We start from the raw sequence: 16,842 nt of genomic DNA on the forward strand, positions 1-16,842 counted from the left end.
CTCACCCGCGACGGTCGCTCAGCGCCGCGGCTCCCGGGTCGACCACAGCGCCAGAGCGACGAGCACGGGCTGGAAGAACAGTCTGACGAAGCGCTTCATGTCGGTGTCGAGACCGAATCCGTCGCGGTGGTGCATCCACTGCGCCACGTTGCCGGGGAACACGGCGACGAAGAACAGGGCGGCGATCGTGCCGACGGTGCGCCGACGGCGGCGTGCCAGCAGCAGAGCGGAACCGAGCGCGACCTCGGCCACGCCGGAGGCCAGCACCGTGGTGTCGGGGTCGAGGGGCAGCGACTCCGGCACCTGCGCCTGGAACTCCTCGCGCGCCACCGTGAGGTGGGAGACGCCGGCGAAGACGAGCGATGCGCCGAGGAAGATACGGCCGATGGTGCGGGCAGGAGTCGACATGGTGCGAGTGTACGCCTCCGCCACTGCGCTCAGATCAGCCGACGGAGTGCCTCTTCGAGCGAGACGCCCTGAGCCTCTGCACGGTCTCGCAGCCTCGCGTGCTCGTCGGACGACAGCGGGATGCGCAGCTCGATCGGGTCGTCCTCCGGCGCATCCAGCCCGTCGAGGAGATCGGAGGCCTCGGCCCACAGGGTCTCTGCGCCGGGCGCCGGTGTTGTGGGAGTGGAGGCCGGAGCCGAGGGGGCGGACGCGGCGACCGCAGCTGAGGCGGCGACCGCAGCTCCGGCATCCGTCGCCATCGTGAAGCCCGGTCCTCGCCGCGGTTCCTGCTCGGCCTGGTACGCCTTCGCTGCCGCGTTCGCCCGCTCGTCGGCGGCCTCGTTCAGGGGGTGACCTGCGTGGCCCTTGACCCAGGAGAACTCGACGTCACGGCCGCGGATGGCTTCGTCGATGCCCTCCAGCAGGTCGCGGTTCAGCACCGGTCCGCCGTCGGACTTGCGCCAGCCCTTGCGCTTCCACCCCGGCATCCACTTGGTCACGGAGTCGATCACGTACCGGCTGTCGCACTCGATCAGCAGCTTCTCGTCGGTGCCGGCCGTCGCGCGCAGCAGTTCCAGCACGGCGCGCAGCTCGCCCTGGTTGTTGGTGCCGTGTGGCGAACCGCCGGCCGCCCAGTTCGCGTCGTCGATGTACCAGGCCCAGCCGTTGGGGCCGGGGTTGCCCAGGGCGGAGCCGTCTGCGGCGGCGGTGATCGTCATCCTTCAACCGTAACGGTGGGGGACGACGCGGAATTCACCGCCGGACCACCATCGGGGTGCCGGTGACCGGATCGGGTGTCACCACCGCGTCGATGCCGAAGACGTCGCCGACGCGCTCTGCCGTGATGAGTTCGGACGGGGTGCCGGTGGCGATCACGTGCCCCTCCTTCATGAGCACGAGGTTGTCCGCATACCGAGCCGCCTGGTTGAGGTCGTGCAGCACCGCGATGACGGTCTTGCCCTGCGTGTTGAGGTCCCGCAGCAGATCGAGCAGCTCGTACTGGTGCGCGATGTCGAGGAAGGTCGTCGGCTCGTCGAGCAGCATCACCGGTGTCTGCTGGGCGAGCAGGAGCGCGACCCAGACGCGTTGCCGCTGCCCACCGGACAGCTGGTCCACGTAGCGCTCGGCGAGGTCGGTGGTGTTGGTCGCGGCGAGAGCCTCGCGCGTGGCGGTGTCATCGGTGGACGTCCACCGCTGCAGTGCGGAGTGGTGCGGATACCTGCCGCGCGAGACCAGGTCGGCGACGCGCATCCCCTCGGGGGCGATGGCGTCCTGCGGCAGGAGTCCCATCCTGCGGGCGAGCTCCTTGGAGCCGTACTCGCCGAGCGCGCGGCCGTCGAACAGTACGTCGCCTGATTCGGGCTTCAGCACCCGGGCGAGGGCGCGCAGCACGGTGGACTTGCCCGAGGCGTTCGGCCCGAGGATCACGGTGAACGACCCCTCCGGCAGCGCCAGATCGACGCCGTCTACGACGACCTTGCCGTCGTAGGCGACGACGAGTCCACGGGCTTCGAGTGCCGGGTGCGGCGTGGTCATTGTTCCTCCGGGTGTTCGAATCGCCCGAATGGTTCCGTTTCCGGGTGGAATGGAACCAATCGAGCGATTCGAAAGGGGTCAGCCGAGCAGGTCTTCGACCTGGTCGATGACAAGGTTGGCACCGATCACGCCGATGCCCACCATCCAGGTGTCGTCCTCCACCTCGAAGGCCTTGTCGCCGGAGGGGCCGGGCTGGGCGCCCCACAGTCCGGTGATCCGCTCCTGCGTGGTCGCGGTGGGGTCTCCGCCGGGGCTCATGTAGAACACCACGTCGCCATCGATCTGCTCGTAGAGCTCGGGGCTGAGCTCCATCATCGAGTACTCGTTCCAGTCGCGGTCGGCTCCCAGGTCGAACCCCATGTCGGTGAGCAGCGAGCCCGAGAACGTGCCGGGCCCGTACAGGCGGAAGTTGTCGGCGCGGAAGCGCACGATCGATGCGGTGGTGCCGTCGGCTTCGACCGCCGAGCCGACCTCGGATGCGCGGTCCTCGACGCCCTTGATGAGCTCGTCCATCTTGTCGCTCTGGTCCACGGCGGCGGCGGTCAGCACGGCCTGCTCGGTCCAGTTGGTGCCGGTGTCCTCCGAGAAGACGGTGGGCGCGATGGCCGACAGCTCCTCGTAGAGCGCCTCGTGCCGCACCTTCGAGCCGATGATCAGGTCGGGGGCGAGGTTCGCGATCGCGTCGACGTCGGGCTCGGCGATGAAGCCGATCGATTCGGTGCCGTCGAGATCATCGGCGAGGTAGGCCGGGAAACCGCGTCCGGCCCCGATCTCCGGTGCGCCGACCGGAGTGATGCCCAGGGCGACCAGCGCGTCCATCTGCGGGGAGTCGAGCACGACGATCCGCTCGGGTACCGACTCGAACTCCGTCTCGCCCATCGCGTGCTCCACGGTATAGCTCGTGTCCGTGGCGGGAGCGGATTCCTCCGCTGCGGGGGTGCTCGAGCATCCTGTGGCGATCAGGGTGATCGCGGCCAGAGAGGCGACAGCGGTGGCGAGCGGACGGAAGCGCGTTCGATGAGGTCTGTTCACGTCTCACAACCCTAGTGATGTTTGGTTAGGCTATCCAAATATGAGTTCCGAACCGGTCGTCGTCGCGCGTCGTCGTGCCCCGCTCGCGGCATCCCGCTTCCCCGTGTGGTTCGGCATCGCCCTGGTCGTGGCCGTGCTGGCGATCTCGCTGGCATTGAGCCTCGCCGTCGGTGCGCGGTTCGTGCCCCTCGGTGAGGTGGTGCTCTCGCTGTTCGGCACGGGGGACCAGAACGTCCTGAACATCGTCGGCGAGCTGCGCGTGACCCGCACCGTCAACGCGGTCATCTGCGGCGTCGCGCTGGGTGCTGCCGGTGTGCTGATGCAGGCGCTCACCCGCAACCCGATCGCGGACCCCGGGATGCTGGGGGTCAGCGCCGGCGCCTCGTTCGGCGTGGTCGCCGGCATGAGCGTGCTGGGCGCCCTCGGCGTCGGCGGCACGATCTGGCTCGCGCTCGCCGGAGCCGCTCTCGCTTCTGCGGTGATCTTCTGGTTCTCGGGCACCCGGTTCGCCTCCGGTTCGCCCGTGCGACTGATCCTCGCCGGCGTCGCGTTCTCGGCCATCCTGGCCGGGCTCTCGCAAGCGATCGTGCTGACGGATGAGACGGTGCTCGACGCGTTCCGCTTCTGGCGAGTCGGCTCCCTCACCGCCCGACCTGTGGAAGAAGCGCTGCCGCTGGTCGTCTTCATCATCGTCGGCGTGATCCTCGCTCTGCTGCTCGGGCCCGCACTGAACCTGATGGCACTCGGCGACGACAGCGCGATCGCCCTCGGGGTGAAGCCCGGTGTCGTGCGCGCGCTCGTGCTCCTCGCCGTCACGCTGCTGTGCGGCACGGCGACCGCGATCGCCGGTCCCATCGCGTTCGTCGGTCTCGTCATCCCGCATCTGCTCCGTCGCCTCGTCGGACCCGACCTCCGCATCGTGCTGCCGCTGTCGCTGCTCGCGGCCCCGGCGATGCTGCTTCTGGCCGACACCCTCGGCCGCGTGATCGGCGGAGGCGGCGAGGTGCAGGTCGGCATCGTCACGGCTCTGATCGGCGGCCCGCTGCTCATCGCCTTCGTGGTCGGCAGGCGGACGGCGGGGATCTCATGAGCCTGCGCACCGTCGCGCTGACGTCCGACGACCGTGTCCTCCGCGGAGAGCGCTGGTCCTTCCGGTTCAGCCATCGCACGGCCCTCGTGTGCGGCATCCTCGCCGGCGTCCTGCTGGTGCTGCTGGTCGCCGCGCTCATGATCGGCGAGTACATCGTCACCCCGGCCGCACTGATCGAGACGCTCCTCGGTCGCCCGCCGGAGCGACTCGACGAGTTCTTCGTCCTCGGGCGCCGCCTGCCGCGAAGCCTCGTCGCGATCGTCGTCGGCGCGAGCCTGGCCGTCGCCGGGGCCGTGTTCCAGAGCCTGACCCGCAACCCGCTCGCCAGCCCCGACGTGATCGGCATCAGCAGCGGTGCCTCGGTCGGCGCGGTGGTCGTGATGCTCGTGCTGGGCGGATCCCTGGCGCAGGCGGCCCTCGGAGCGGTCATCGGTTCCCTCGTGATCGCGGGCGTGATCGTCGTGTTCACCGCGCGTTCCGGGCTCCACGGCGTGCAGCTGATCCTCACCGGTGTCGCGCTGTCGGCCACCGCCATGGCCGTGGTCGACTACGTGCTGACGCAGGTGTTCGTCGCGAGCGCGACCACGGCGCAGACCTGGTTGATCGGATCGCTGCAGGGCCGGGGATGGGGTGATCTGCTGCCTGCGCTGATCGCGTTGCTCCTGATCATCCCGCTCCTCGTCTGGGCGGCGCCGGCTGCGCGGATGATGGCACTCGGCGACAGTGTCTCGACCGCACTGGGCGTGCGGACGGTGCGGGCGCGATGGATCCTGCTCGTCGCCGCGACCCTGCTCGTGGCGGTCGCCGTCGCCACGGCCGGGCCGATCTCGTTCGTCGCGCTGATCGCCCCGCACATCGCCCGGCGTCTGACCGGTGCGACGAGCTTCCTCGCCTCGGGGCTCGTGGGGGCGCTGCTGCTGCTCACGAGCGACCTGCTCGCGCAGAACATCTTCCCGGCGCCGATCCCGGTCGGCGTCGTCACCATCACCGTCGGCGGCGCATTCTTCCTGTGGCTGCTCTGGAGAGAGGGGGCTCGGCGTGGCTGAGCACACCATCGACCGCGTCCGTCCTCCACAGCGTCCTCGCCGTTCCGGAGCTCGCGTCTTCGCCGCCCGCGTCACGGCCGTGCGCGATCTCACCCCGCACATGCGGCGGCTCACCATCTCCGCGGCGGAGTTCGCCGACTACGCGCCCGCGGGACCGGACGAGTACCTCGGTCTGCTGCTGCCCCGCGACGAGAGCGTTCCGCTCGTGCTGCCCGCGAACGATGGGACGGAGAACATCCGTGCGGCTGTCGCGGCCATCCCCGACGAGGAGCGGCCGGATCTGCGGTGGTACACGTTGCGCGACCACCGCCCCGAGGCTCGCGAGATCGACGTCGACTTCGTCGTGCACGGCGACGAGGGCCCAGGAACCCGATTCGCCGGACGAGCGCGCGCCGGGTCGGCCCTCGGCATCCGCGAGTGCACGGCCCTGTATGCCCCACTGCCCGAGACCCGCGCCCGAGTGATCATCGGCGACGAGTCGTCACTGCCCGCGATCGCCCGCATCCTCGAGGCGACGGAAGCTGCGGAGACGCATGTCTTCATCGAGATCGCGGATGCCGCGGAGAAGCAGGATCTCGCGGGCGCCGTCACCTGGGTCGAGCGCCGGGGGGAGTTGCCCGGTGCGCGACTGCAGCAGGCGGTACGGGCTGCTGCGCTGCCCGAGGTGATCGACTATGCGTGGGTGTGCGGAGAGCGACTCGCGGTGCAGGAGCTGCGCCGTCACCTGGTCGACCGTGGCGTCTCGAAGGACCGGATCACGTTCTCGGGCTACTGGCGACTGGGTGAGGCGCGGGGCTGAGGTCGGCGGCTCCGGCCGGTCTGTCAGTCCTTCTCCGGGTCGTCGTCCTGGGGCTCCCGGTTCTCGGTCGCGGTGGCTTCCGGCACGGGAGGGGCGACCGGGAAAAGGACCGAGCTCAGGTCACCGCTGGTCTCTGCGCCGAGTCCGATCGACAGCGGATCGACGACGGGTGCCGTATCGAGGACTTCCGATTCGGAGCGCTCGAGCGGTTCCGAGGGCAGCACCCACTGGTTCTCTTCTTCTTCAGGCTTCTGCTGGAACAGTCCCATGGGGTCCATTGTGACCCCGTGCGGCCGAGACAGGGCCGGATTCACACGCGATTGATCGGATGCCGCCGCGCGCCGGGCGTGTCAGGTGGAGGCCGCGCGCACGGCGTCGACGAGCGCGCGCCAGGGGCCGTCGAGCGCGGAGTCCGGCAGCTCGCGTTCGCGTCTCTCGGACGGCGTGCGCGCTCGGATGCTCCACATGAACCGGTCGGCACCGACGCTGCCGTCCGGTTCCTGGTCCCACGGGCAGCTGTCGATCAGGCCGATCCACTCCACGGCGTCGTCGGGTTCCGCTTCCACACGCCACTGACGGCGGATGCCGGCGATGCCGCCCGTGCGCACCACCGCGATGACGACTTGCGCGTCAGTCGGTGGAGGGGACTCGCTCATCCTCATAGACTCCCACGGTCGTCCACGCCCGTCGAGCGGCTGCGGCTGTGGCGGCATCGATGGTCGTGGCCGCGGCGACGGTGGCGTCGGCGAACTGCGTGAAGTTCGCGGTGCTCGACAGGCCTCCGGTGAGGGCGCGATACCAGACGGTTCCCGCGCGCTCCCAGGCGTTGCCGCCGAGGTCGGTGGCGAAGAGGGCGAACGCACGGTTGGGGATGCCGGAATTGATGTGCACCCCGCCGTTGTCTTCCGTGGTGCGGACGAAGCCGCTCATGTGGTCGGGCTGCGGATCGCGGCCGAGTTCGTCGTCGTCGTAGGCGGTGCCGGGCGCGATCATCGAGCGCAGCGCCGCGCCTTCGACCGCATCGGTGAAGATCTCGGCGCCGATGAGCCAGGTCGCCTGGTCGGCCGTCTGGCCGAGGGCGTACTGCTCGGTCAGGGCGCCGAACACATCGGCGATCGACTCGTTCAGGGCGCCGGGCTGCCCCTGGTACTCGAGGTTGGCGGTGTGCTGCACCACGCCGTGGGCGAGCTCGTGGCCGATGACGGTGAGCGAGCCGGTGAAGTGCTGGAACACTTCGCCGTCTCCGTCGCCGAAGACCATGCGCTCGCCGTCCCAGAACGCGTTGTCATAATCGACGCCGTAGTGCACGGTCGCATCCAGCGGGGCTCCAGCGTCGTCGAGGGAGTTGCGGCCGAACGCCGCCAGGAGCATCTCGAAGGTGGCCCCGAGTCCGTCGTAGGCCTCGTTCACCGCGGTATCTTCGACCGGGGCGTCGTCTTCGCCGCGCACGACAGCGCCGGGCAGCTGCTGAGTGTTGCCCGCGTCGCTGATGGTGCGGTTGGGGGCGTCGGACAGCTGCGCCACGAGGTCGCCGTTCTCGTCGATCGACAGGTCGATGCGGGCGCGGAACGGCGGACGCCCGGCGGTCAGGGTCTGTCGCGCGGCAGCTGCGGCCTTCGGGAAGCGGCCAGACTCGGCCAGACGCGCGAGCAGATAGGAGGGGACCACTCCATGACGTTCTCCGGATGCTGTGCTGCTCATGGTGCGACCCTACGCCGGGGTGCCGACGTTCGGGGGCGTCCGCGGGCGGAGCGTCCTCCCAATCACCGTCACGCGACGACCGCCTCCACCGACGTCTCGCCGTGCTTCATATCGGACAAGGGGCGCAGATTTCCGGGGCGCTGAGGAGATGTCCCCCGAACGGCCGACAGACGCCTCCCCGAGGAGCGGCTACCTTTCGAAGTGTCGCTCGTCGTGTGTCGGGCGGAGGAACGTAGGGGCTCATGCGCATCAAGACACCGGCCGCCAAGGTCGGGTACCTGCTCGTCGTCATCGTCGGGATCACGCTCACCGCGGTTCCGCTCGCAGCCATCAGTTACGAACTCGGATTCGCGTGGGCGACCGTGGCTCTCTTGGTAGTTGTCGTCGTCGCAGCGCGCACCTTTCGAGGCGCCGGCGAATCCGATGCCCCGCGTCCGTGGTGGAAGATGACCAGCACGCGAGGCAGCGCGCTTCTTCTCAGCGCCTTCTTCTTGATCCAGGGAGTCGCCGCGTCATTCGGTGCCTTCGGCATGCCCGATCGGACCTTGGCCCTGGTCGGCGGCGTGGTGGCGCTGGTGATAGCCGGGTTCTACCTGCACTCGGCCCTCCGGGTTCAGCAGCGGGCAGAAGGCGGCGTTCCCGCGGAGAACTGAGCCGAGACGCCTGTATCCGCGAGAGCCCTGCGGGCAGCGCTCGCCCCTCGCGGTCCTCGTCTCAGTCGCGCTCGATGCTCAGCACTGTCGTGCGCAGTCCGTCGGATTCGAACTGCACCGGCATGCCGGGGTGGTCGACAGAGAACCAGAAGACACCGTCGACGGTGTCGTACCTGCGGCAGGTCAGCGCGCCGAGGGGAGTCGTCAGGCTCACCGTCGACACACTCGTGGTCTCGGGATCGAACGCGGAGTGGCCCTGGAGTTCGAGCCAGGTCACCCGGTTCGAGACGACTGCCTTCGGGTCCTCGACCGACCAGCGGTCCAGCGTCGCACCCTCGTCGTCCACGTCGTGATAGCGGTTGACGTGCTCGCCGAGCGGGCCATCCGGACCTTCCAGGAGAAGGTGGATCGTCGTGCCGTTTCCGATGGCGTCGCGGATCTCCGCGGCGGTGAACGGTGTCGGAAGGAGTGCGGGGTCGATCAGGTGCGGATCAGGATCGGTCATGGAGCCAGTCTGCGTCATGCCCCGCTCGTTCGTCACGGGATGGTCTCGATGGCCCGGTCCCCACCACGATTCCTTGACAGGATTGCGTTCTGTATACAGAATACCAGTACGCCCGAAGGGTGTTCCCGACCTGATCTTCCAATGATGAAAGAGGTAGCGAGATGGCACGTGCGAACGTGACGCGGTTTCTGGCACTGGGGGCCGCCGGCGCTCTGGCACTCGGACTCGCCGCGTGCAGCGGTGGAGGTGGAGGAGGCGGTGGAGGCGTCGACGCCGACGGCAACGCCACCGTCGTCTGGTCGACCTGGGGCACGGCCGACGAGCTCACCCGCTATGAGGAGTTCAACAAGGACTTCATGGAGCGCCACCCCGACATCAAGGTCAAGCTGCAGCCCGTGGCGGACTACGGCGACTACCACTCCAAGCTGCTCGCTCAGCTCACCAGCAACACCGCCCCCGACGTGTTCTACGTGGGCGACGACAAGATCGGCCAGTTCGTCGACTCGAACCGGCTCATGCCGCTCAGCGACTTGATGGACTCGAAGGAGAGCAAGACGAAGAAAGACGACTTCTTCCCCGGACTCTTCGGCGCCGCCGAGAACGACGGCGAGGTGTACGCCGCCCCGAACGACTCGAACCCCGACGTGTTCTGGTACGACAAGCAGGCGCTCGCCGCCGCCGGCATCACCGAAGACCCGGCGACCCTGGCCGAGAACGGCGAGTGGACGACCGACAAGTTCCTCGAGATGAACAAGAAGCTCCACGACGCGGGCCTGACGGGAACGATGTACTGGAACTACTGGGCGACGCACTGGAGCTGGCTGTCTTCACAGGGCCTCGACGCCCCGTACGACGACTCCGGTGCGTTCGTCGCGAACAAGGATGCCGACACCGTCGAGTCCGTGCAGCAGCTCGGCGACCTGTTCGAAGACGGCACCTTCGTCGTGGCGGACACCCTGCCGGACGGGGCCGGGGCCGACAGCGTGTTCGTCACGCACAAGGCCGGCTTCTTCGTGCAGGGCCGCTACACGATCGGCACGGTGAGCGCGACGGGCGAGCAGGACAGCTACGACATCGTGCAGTGGCCGACTCCCGACGGCGAAGCCGCTCCGACCGGAGTCGCGACCAGCTTCCTCGCCATCAACGGCAAGACCAAGGTGAAGGACGCCGCGTTCACGTTCTGGACCGAGTTCCTCTCGGCGGAGGGGCAGACCTTCCGTCTGCAGGGCGGCGGCAATGCCGTCCCGTCGATCAAGGGCGCCGATGATGTGGTGCTCGAGGGCGACTACCCCGCGCATGCGCAGACCTTCCTCGACATGCGTGACATCGGATTCGAGGACTACCCCGCCGAGGCGCGCGTGCCTGGCCTGCCGACCGCGATCGCGGACGAGTTCCTGAAGCTCTACCAGGGCAAGACCGACGCGCAGGCCACCCTCGACACGATCGCCGACGTGGTCAAGGACCGGTCGGAGAAGTAGGCGTGAGCACTGTCACCGAGAACGGGCGGATGCCGCAGGTCACCCCTGCGGCATCCGCCCCGCCCCTGCGCAAGGAGGCGCTCTGGCGCCGCCGTGATCGGCGGTGGGGGTACGTCTTCGTCGGCCCGCAGCTGATCGGCATGGGCCTGTTCGTCGTCCTGCCGTTCGCCGCCAGCCTGGTGCTGGCGTTCGCCGACTGGGACGGTCTGTCCGACCTCACGTGGGTGGGGTTCGCGAACTTCGCCGACCAGTTGACGGATCCGCTGCTGTGGCGAGCGATCATCAACACGCTCATCATCGCGATCGTCACGGTCCCCATCGGTCTCGGCCTCTCGGTGATCGTCGCGGTCGCGCTCGAGAAGCTCAAGACGCGCACGCTCTACCTGATCCTGTTCTTCGCCCCGGTCGTGACCTCGACGGTTGCCGTGGCGATGATCTGGCAGCAGATGTTCCGCTCCGACGGCCTGCTCTCCACGACGATCTCGAAGGTCTTCGGGGTCACCCCTCCCGACTGGCTGCAGGATCCGAAGCTCGCCCTCCTGGCCGTCTGCATCGTCACGATCTGGTCGTCGATGGGGCTCAACGTCGTGATCTTCCTCGCCGGGCTGCAGAACATCTCGCCCTCGGTGATCGAGGCCGCGCGCATCGACGGCGCCGGCCCCTGGCGGTTGTTCACCAGCATCCGTCTGCCGCTGCTCTCGCCGATCGTGTTCTTCTCGTCGGTCGTCGCGTTCATCTCCTCCCTGCAGACATTCGACACGGTCTACGTGCTCGTGCAGGACGCGGGCCCCGACAACGCGACCCGCACGATCGTCTACCACATCTTCGATCTGGGCTTCGGGCGGTTCGAGTTCGGTCCCTCCAGTGCCGCGAGCATCATCCTGCTCGTGCTGACCCTCGTCATCACCGCGGTGCAGTTCGGCGCGCAGAAGAAGTTCGTCCACTACGAGGATGACCCCGCATGAGCATCCAGACGCCTCCCCTCACCGGCCACGCTCCGGCGACCGACTCCACCGTCGCGATCACCGCGCCCGGCTACCGTTCGCGTGGCCGTGGTGGTCCTGCCGCCGATCGCGCGCGCCGCCGGCTCGGTTCGACCGCGTTGCACGTCGTGCTCGTCATCGCCGGGATCGCGATGGTGTTCCCGTTCATCTGGATGCTGCTGACCTCGTTCAAGACGCTGCCGCAGCTGCTGAAGAACCCCCTGCAGTTCCTGCCAGACCCCTGGACCTTCGACAACTACACCGAGGCGTGGAACGCGGTGCCGTTCGGGCAGGCCTACCTGAACAGCGCCTACATCGCGATCCTCGTGGTGGTGGGCACCCTGCTCACGGCCTCGATGGCCGGCTACGCGTTCGCGCGCATCCGATTCCGCGGCAGCAAGGTGCTCTTCATCGTCTTCCTGGCGACGCAGATGATCCCGAAGCAGGTGACGCTGATCCCGTTCTACCTGCTGATGTCGAACCTCGGCTGGGTCGACTCGCATCTCGCGCTGATCGTGCCGGGGATCATGGCGAACCCGTTCGCGGTGTTCCTGATGCGTCAGTTCGTGCTGGCGCTGCCGCGCGAACTCGAAGAGGCGGCCATCGTCGACGGCGCCGGCCGCTGGCGCATCTTCTGGAGCGTCGTGCTCCCGAACCTCAAGCCCGGTCTCGCAGCCCTCAGCATCATCGTGGCGCTCGACGTGTGGAATGCCTTCCTGTTCCCGCTGGTGCTGCTGAACTCGCCCGACCTGTTCACGGTGCCGCTGCTGCTGAACGCGTTCGAGAGCCAGCAGGGGTCGGTCAACTACGGACTCGTGATGGCGGCCTCCGCGATCGCCACCGTGCCGATGCTGATCGTGTTCGTGATCGGCCAGCGCAAGATCCTCAACAGCATGGCCGCGTCGGGTCTCGGAGGACGATGATGACGGATGCCGCAGCGCTCGCCGGGCGTCACCTCGACCTCGTCACCGCCCCCTTCACGCTGCCCCGCTCGCGGGTGCTCGTGTTTCGCGCGGAACACGGGGAGGGCGTGCGCGTGCACACCTCGGAGTACGAGAGGCGGCTGTCGGAGTGCCGGGTGCTGGACGCGCTCGTTGTGGTGGATGCCGCGGGAGCGGTGCTTCCGGTGACCGACGTGCACCCGGCGCGGGTGACGTTCGGTGATGCGGCGGCGACGCTGACGTTCGCCGACCCGTCGACGCTGAGCCTCGGGGGAGAACCCGGGTTGCGGGTGCGGTTGCGGCGACCGGACGGGCGTGTGGATGAGCATCCGCTCGGTGACGGGCTTCGACTCCGCATCGATGCCGATCGTGCCGTCGTCGTCGAGCCCGGCGACCATGCTGCCGCGCTCGCCGCGACGGAGGAGATCTGGGCCGACTGGTTCGCGAAGTGCCCGACCGTCCGCGACGACCTGCAGGAGATGACCGCGTTCTGCTGGTGGGTGCTCGGGGCGAACGTCGTCGAGCTGCCCTCTCTCGGCGACGCCAGGGCGATCGTCCCGTCGAAGATCGGATATGTCGGCCTGTGGCAGTGGGATGCGTACTTCATCGCCGTCGGGTTGCGACACGGCGACCCGGAGCTCGCGCGCGAACAGCTCGACCTCGCCTTCCGGTTCGCCCAGTCAGACGGGCAGCTGCCCGACGTGGTGCACGAGCTCGGGGTGCTGGCCACCAGCGATGACCTGCCCGAGAGTGACCGCGCCAACCTGCGTCGCGCCGGCTCGCAGATCGCCGATCCGAGTGCCCCGGTGCCGCTGACGAAGCCGCCGCTCGCCGCCTGGGTGCTGCGCAAGGTGCTCGAGGCCGAGGACGCCCCCGACTACGCGAGGACGCAGCTGGCGCGCATCGTCCGCTCGCAGGACTGGTGGTTCGCGGGAAGCGACCTCGACCACGACGGGATGCCCGAGTACGGTCACCCGTACTCCTCCGGCCTCGACGACAGCCCGATCTTCGACGGTCCGTTGCCGACCGCGGCCCCCGACCTCGGGGCGTACCTCGTGCGCCAGGATCGGGAACTCGCGTCGCTGCTGGAGAGGTACGAGCCGGATGCCGACGTCTCGCGGTTCCGCGAGCGGGCCGAGGCCACGCAGGAGCTGCTGCTGCGCATGTGGGATCCCGAGCGTGCTCGCTTCCTCGCGTTCGGCGGAGGGGAGGTGCAGCTCAGCGACACCGTCGTCGGGTTGATGCCGCTGCTCACGGGCACGCTGCCGACGTCGATCGCCGAGGCGTTGCGCGCAGCCGTCGACGACCCCGAACGCTTCCGCCTGCCCTGGGGTCTGCCCACGGTCGCGGCCTCTGACCCGGACTTCTCGGACGAGCGCATGTGGCGTGGCCCGGTGTGGGTCAACACGAGCACGCTCATCGCGGAAGGGCTCGAGGCTTCGGGCTACGCCGAGCGGGCGCGGGAGCTGCGGGAGCAGACCGTGGCGCTCGTGATCCACGGCGGTGGTCCGCACGAGTACTTCAACCCGCGCACAGGTCAGAAGGCGCGCACGGCCACCACCGCGTTCGGCTGGTCGGCTGCGCTCTTCATCGACCTCGCCGTGCAGCTCAGCTGAGCGCCTTCGGCGTCGTTCCGCCACGCCGGGGCCTGGTTAGCTGTTGTGATGCACGAACCGCGCACGATCACGCTCGAAGACCCGCGCTCGCCGGAAGGTCGAGGGATCCTGGAGTCCTTCTTCGCGGAAGTCATCGGGCGGTACTGGGATCGGCCGGCCACGGCGGCGGAGGTGGAGCAGGAGATGGAGAGCGACCCGAGCGACGACCTCCGGGATGACACCGGGTTCCTGCTCGTCGTTCGAGACGGCGCGCAGGCGGTCGGCTGCGGAGGCGTTCGATTCGTCGGACCGGGAGCAGGCGAGATCACGCGGGTGTACATCGCCCCCGCCGCGCGCGGGCGTGGTGTCGGCCGCTCCCTGATCCGCGAACTCGAATCGATGAGTGCCGAGCGCGGCCTGCACACTCTCCGGCTGACCGTGCGCCGCGACCTCGCCGAGGCACACCGGCTCTACCAGCGACTCGGATATGAACCGGTCGCGCCCTTCTCCGACTCGCCCTACGCCCACCACCAGTTGGCGAAGAAGCTGGATGCGCCGTCCCCGTCGGGAGATCGATGACGGGCTCCCGTCATCGGGAGCGGGGTGCCCCGGGGGTGCTAACCGGAGGAGTGGACCGCGTGCAACAGTCCGACGCGCATCGACGTGCCGTCGGAGGACTGCAGCACGGTGAAGAGCGTGCGGGTGCACGTGCGGCACCGCACGATGGCGGCGTGACGATCGAGCTCGACCACGGTCTCGGCGAGGGGCGCGAGCGCGCCGCAACCGCCGCAGGTGCCGACCAGCGCGGTGACGTCGGCGCCGAAGAGGTCCCAGAGCATGCCGGCGATCGCGTTTCCGTCGACGGTCTGTGCGGGGGCGGCAGCATCCATCACTTTCCTCCGAATCGTTCGGTGCGCACACGTTCCGGCGCATGCCCGAGGCCGACGAGCAGGTCGGCCACATGTTCGACGAACCCGGTGGGCCCGCACACGAAGACCAGGGGAGCGCGTTCCGCTGGCCAGGTGGCATCTCGGAGCACCTCTTCGGTGACGCGTCCGACAGCGCCCGCCCATCCGTCAGGAGCAGAACGGGTGAACGCCCATCGCACATCGGCTGCCGCCCCTGCGGGTGCTGCCTCGAGCTCACTGCGGTAGAGGGCGTCGTGCGGAGCCCGCACCGAGTAGAGCAACCTCACCGAGTCGGTCGCCCCCGCGGCCTGCGCCGCCCGCACCATCGACATCAGCGGCACGATGCCGGATCCCCCGGCGATGAGCTGCACGGGACCGGGGATTTCCGGACGCCACACGAAGTATCTCCCCAGCGGGCCCTTCACCTCGAGCTCATCGCCGACGCGGACGTCCCGCACCAGATAGGGGGAGACCTCCCCGTCGGGGATCTCGTCGACCGCGAGTTCGATCGTCTCGCCGTCACCGAAGGAGGCGAGCGAGTAGGAGCGGACCGCCTGGTAGCCGTCTTCGGCGGTGAGCCGGATATCGACGTGCTGTCCCGGGTCGCTCCCCGGCCAGCCCGGCACGCTGAGGCTGATCGTGCGGGCCGAATCCGTCTCCGCGTGCGCGCCCGTCACCCGCGCCTCACGCCAGCCGCCGACCGTCACCAATAGCGTTCCTCCGTCCACGGATCGCCGTGCATGTTGTAGCCGTTCTGCTCCCAGAAGCCCGGGGCGTCCTCCTCCATCAGGGTGAGTGCCCTGAGCCACTTCGCGCTCTTCCAGAAATAGAGGTGCGGCACGATCAGCCGAGCGGGGCCGCCGTGCTCCGGGGCGAGCGGCTCACCCTCGAACTCGAATGCGATCCAAGACTGCCCGCCCAGCAGATCGTCGAGGGGGATGTTCGTCGTGTATCCGCCGTAGGAATGGGCCATCGCGAAGGAGGCGGCGGTGTCGATCCCCTCGAAGAGCGTGTCGAGAGAGACTCCGCGCCAGGAGGTGCCGAGCTTCGACCATCGCGTCACGCAGTGGATATCGGTGTGCACGTCTTCGATGGGCAGCTCGTGCAGTTGATCCCACGTCCAGGAGACGACCTCGCCGGCCTCGTTGCGGATGCCGAAGCTCCACTCCGACATGTGGATGTTCGGTGTCGGCCCGGCGGAGAGCACGGGGAAGTCCTCGGTGAGGTACTGCCCTGGCGGGAGTTCCGGGGTGCTCTCCCTGCGTCGAGCACCGAAACCTCGGGAAATCACGGCCATGATCTTGCTCCTGTCGGTGGATGCGACCCTGCGCGTCAGGCGTAGTGGTTCAGACGGTACTCCGCGGAGGGTGCCCAGGGCGAGGAAGAGTCGCGTCCGGATGGGAACGGAAGGACGTGCGGGTGGAGCAGGACTACGCCGTGAAGTAAGAGCTCGTGGCGTTGTCGAGGATGCGCTGCATGCCGTGCATCCAGTTGAGCTTGAGCGCTTCGACGGCGCCGGGGACGTCGCCGTCGGCGAGGTGCCGGGCGATCTCGGCGTGCTCGGCAGCGACGCGTTCGACCTTGACGTCTTCGGGCACGAGGAGCGACTCGTAGCGGTGGAATGAGCTGCGCACGTTGTCGATGACGGCGAGCAGGCGGGCGTTGGGGCAGGCCGACAGCATCATGCTGTGCCACTCGTCGTCCTTGGTGATGACGAGCTGATGCTCGACGAGCTCGTCGGCGAAGGCGTCGGCCATCTCCTTGAGCTGCGCGCCGATGCGACGCAGCTCGTCGGGCGGACTCAGCTCGAGTGCGAGGCTCTCGAGGGCCGCCATCACAGGGGCGAGGTCGCGGAACTCCGAGGCGCTGAGCGGGACGAAGCGGAAGCCCTTGCCGTTCTCGCTCTCTATCTGTCCTTCGGATTCGAGGGCGATGAGCGCCTCGCGGAGCGGGGTGCGGCTGACGCCGAGTTCGGTGGCGAGCTGCACCTCGTTGATGCCCTCGCCGGGCTGTACGAGTCCGGCGCGCATGCGGGTCAGCAGCTCCTGCCGAACCTGCGAGCGCAGGTTCTTGCGTTCGATCGCCATGCATCCCCTCTTCTGCCGCCTGCCCGTCAGCCTATGGGTTG

General features: G+C 68.7%; 21 protein-coding genes. 9 read left to right on the forward strand and 12 right to left on the reverse strand.

Annotated elements, in window-relative coordinates:
• Positions 1 to 18: 18 nt before the first annotated feature.
• The 4 genes from HDC31_RS14730 to HDC31_RS14745 form a co-directional block, all read right to left on the reverse strand.
• Positions 19 to 408 (reverse strand): DoxX family membrane protein, encoded by a 390-nt coding sequence (locus HDC31_RS14730; RefSeq protein WP_046746984.1) that lies wholly within the window; start codon positions 406 to 408, stop codon positions 19 to 21.
• 29 nt (positions 409 to 437) lie between these two features.
• Positions 438 to 1,166 (reverse strand): ribonuclease H, encoded by a 729-nt coding sequence (locus HDC31_RS14735; RefSeq protein ID WP_061015394.1) that lies wholly within the window; start codon positions 1,164 to 1,166, stop codon positions 438 to 440.
• Positions 1,167 to 1,200: 34 nt separating this feature from the next.
• A complete protein-coding gene (locus HDC31_RS14740) occupies positions 1,201 to 1,983 on the reverse strand; it encodes an ABC transporter ATP-binding protein (protein WP_046746936.1) in 783 nt (260 codons plus the stop codon).
• 78 nt (positions 1,984 to 2,061) lie between these two features.
• Positions 2,062 to 3,015, reverse strand: coding sequence for an ABC transporter substrate-binding protein (locus HDC31_RS14745; protein WP_058632060.1), 954 nt, complete (start codon positions 3,013 to 3,015; stop codon positions 2,062 to 2,064).
• 40 nt (positions 3,016 to 3,055) lie between these two features.
• Here HDC31_RS14745 and HDC31_RS14750 point away from each other — a divergent pair, with 40 nt between their 5' ends.
• Genes HDC31_RS14750 through HDC31_RS20520 form a run of 3 tightly spaced genes read left to right on the forward strand, consistent with a single transcriptional unit; the run spans position 3,056 to position 5,950 of the window.
• A complete protein-coding gene (locus tag HDC31_RS14750; RefSeq protein ID WP_061015396.1) occupies positions 3,056 to 4,105 on the forward strand; it encodes an iron ABC transporter permease in 1,050 nt (349 codons plus the stop codon).
• Complete coding sequence (locus HDC31_RS14755) at positions 4,102 to 5,151, forward strand: iron chelate uptake ABC transporter family permease subunit (protein WP_061015397.1); 1,050 nt, start codon at positions 4,102 to 4,104, stop codon at positions 5,149 to 5,151. The genes HDC31_RS14750 and HDC31_RS14755 overlap by 4 nt, the downstream gene beginning before the upstream one ends.
• Positions 5,144 to 5,950 (forward strand): siderophore-interacting protein, encoded by an 807-nt coding sequence (locus HDC31_RS20520; RefSeq protein ID WP_061015398.1) that lies wholly within the window; start codon positions 5,144 to 5,146, stop codon positions 5,948 to 5,950. Before HDC31_RS14755 ends, HDC31_RS20520 begins: the two co-directional genes overlap by 8 nt.
• A 23-nt stretch (positions 5,951 to 5,973) precedes the next feature.
• On the opposite strand, the gene HDC31_RS14765 is transcribed toward HDC31_RS20520, so the two are convergent.
• The 3 genes from HDC31_RS14765 to HDC31_RS14775 form a co-directional block, all read right to left on the reverse strand.
• Complete coding sequence (locus HDC31_RS14765; RefSeq protein WP_061015399.1) at positions 5,974 to 6,219, reverse strand: hypothetical protein; 246 nt, start codon at positions 6,217 to 6,219, stop codon at positions 5,974 to 5,976.
• 81 nt (positions 6,220 to 6,300) lie between these two features.
• Positions 6,301 to 6,606, reverse strand: a complete 306-nt coding sequence (locus HDC31_RS14770) for a protealysin inhibitor emfourin (protein WP_061015400.1) — start codon at positions 6,604 to 6,606, stop codon at positions 6,301 to 6,303.
• Positions 6,581 to 7,651 carry a M4 family metallopeptidase gene (locus HDC31_RS14775; protein ID WP_061015401.1) on the reverse strand — a complete coding sequence of 357 codons (1,071 nt, stop codon included), beginning with the start codon at positions 7,649 to 7,651 and terminating at the stop codon, positions 6,581 to 6,583. Before HDC31_RS14775 ends, HDC31_RS14770 begins: the two co-directional genes overlap by 26 nt.
• Positions 7,652 to 7,893: 242 nt before the next feature.
• Between HDC31_RS14775 and HDC31_RS14780 the strand changes: the two genes are divergently transcribed.
• Complete coding sequence (locus HDC31_RS14780) at positions 7,894 to 8,304, forward strand: hypothetical protein (RefSeq protein WP_113680292.1); 411 nt, start codon at positions 7,894 to 7,896, stop codon at positions 8,302 to 8,304.
• A gap of 61 nt (positions 8,305 to 8,365) precedes the next feature.
• Here the strand turns inward: HDC31_RS14780 and HDC31_RS14785 are convergent, their stop codons facing one another.
• Complete coding sequence (locus HDC31_RS14785) at positions 8,366 to 8,809, reverse strand: hypothetical protein (protein WP_230977981.1); 444 nt, start codon at positions 8,807 to 8,809, stop codon at positions 8,366 to 8,368.
• A 161-nt stretch (positions 8,810 to 8,970) separates the two neighbouring features.
• Here HDC31_RS14785 and HDC31_RS14790 point away from each other — a divergent pair, with 161 nt between their 5' ends.
• From HDC31_RS14790 to HDC31_RS14810, 5 genes are read left to right on the forward strand one after another with little or no spacing between them, the layout of a single operon-like run.
• On the forward strand, positions 8,971 to 10,287 hold the full coding sequence (locus HDC31_RS14790; protein WP_052748624.1) for a sugar ABC transporter substrate-binding protein: 1,317 nt from the start codon (positions 8,971 to 8,973) through the stop codon (positions 10,285 to 10,287).
• A 2-nt stretch (positions 10,288 to 10,289) separates the two neighbouring features.
• Positions 10,290 to 11,252: a carbohydrate ABC transporter permease gene (locus HDC31_RS14795; RefSeq protein ID WP_052748623.1), complete on the forward strand. Its 963-nt coding sequence runs from the start codon at positions 10,290 to 10,292 to the stop codon at positions 11,250 to 11,252.
• Positions 11,249 to 12,193 (forward strand): carbohydrate ABC transporter permease, encoded by a 945-nt coding sequence (locus HDC31_RS14800; RefSeq protein WP_113680294.1) that lies wholly within the window; start codon positions 11,249 to 11,251, stop codon positions 12,191 to 12,193. Before HDC31_RS14795 ends, HDC31_RS14800 begins: the two co-directional genes overlap by 4 nt.
• A complete protein-coding gene (locus tag HDC31_RS14805) occupies positions 12,190 to 13,827 on the forward strand; it encodes an amylo-alpha-1,6-glucosidase (protein WP_218867848.1) in 1,638 nt (545 codons plus the stop codon). Before HDC31_RS14800 ends, HDC31_RS14805 begins: the two co-directional genes overlap by 4 nt.
• 48 nt (positions 13,828 to 13,875) lie before the next feature.
• Entirely contained in the window at positions 13,876 to 14,385 is a 510-nt protein-coding gene (locus HDC31_RS14810; RefSeq protein WP_113680296.1) for a GNAT family N-acetyltransferase, read from the forward strand.
• A 38-nt stretch (positions 14,386 to 14,423) separates the two neighbouring features.
• On the opposite strand, the gene HDC31_RS14815 is transcribed toward HDC31_RS14810, so the two are convergent.
• The 4 genes from HDC31_RS14815 to HDC31_RS14830 form a co-directional block, all read right to left on the reverse strand.
• A complete protein-coding gene (locus tag HDC31_RS14815; RefSeq protein ID WP_113680297.1) occupies positions 14,424 to 14,696 on the reverse strand; it encodes a DUF6510 family protein in 273 nt (90 codons plus the stop codon).
• The gene (locus HDC31_RS14820) at positions 14,696 to 15,421 is read right to left on the reverse strand and encodes a ferredoxin reductase (RefSeq protein WP_113680298.1); all 726 of its coding nucleotides are present in this window, start codon (positions 15,419 to 15,421) and stop codon (positions 14,696 to 14,698) included. Before HDC31_RS14820 ends, HDC31_RS14815 begins: the two co-directional genes overlap by 1 nt.
• On the reverse strand, positions 15,418 to 16,011 hold the full coding sequence (locus HDC31_RS14825) for a sulfite oxidase-like oxidoreductase (RefSeq protein ID WP_113680299.1): 594 nt from the start codon (positions 16,009 to 16,011) through the stop codon (positions 15,418 to 15,420). The genes HDC31_RS14820 and HDC31_RS14825 overlap by 4 nt, the downstream gene beginning before the upstream one ends.
• A gap of 133 nt (positions 16,012 to 16,144) precedes the next feature.
• Entirely contained in the window at positions 16,145 to 16,801 is a 657-nt protein-coding gene (locus HDC31_RS14830; RefSeq protein WP_046746915.1) for a GntR family transcriptional regulator, read from the reverse strand.
• Between the last annotated feature and the right edge of the window lie 41 nt (positions 16,802 to 16,842).

The organism is Microbacterium sp. JAI119 (assembly GCF_013410135.1).
Lineage (GTDB): Bacteria > Actinomycetota > Actinomycetes > Actinomycetales > Microbacteriaceae > Microbacterium > Microbacterium oxydans.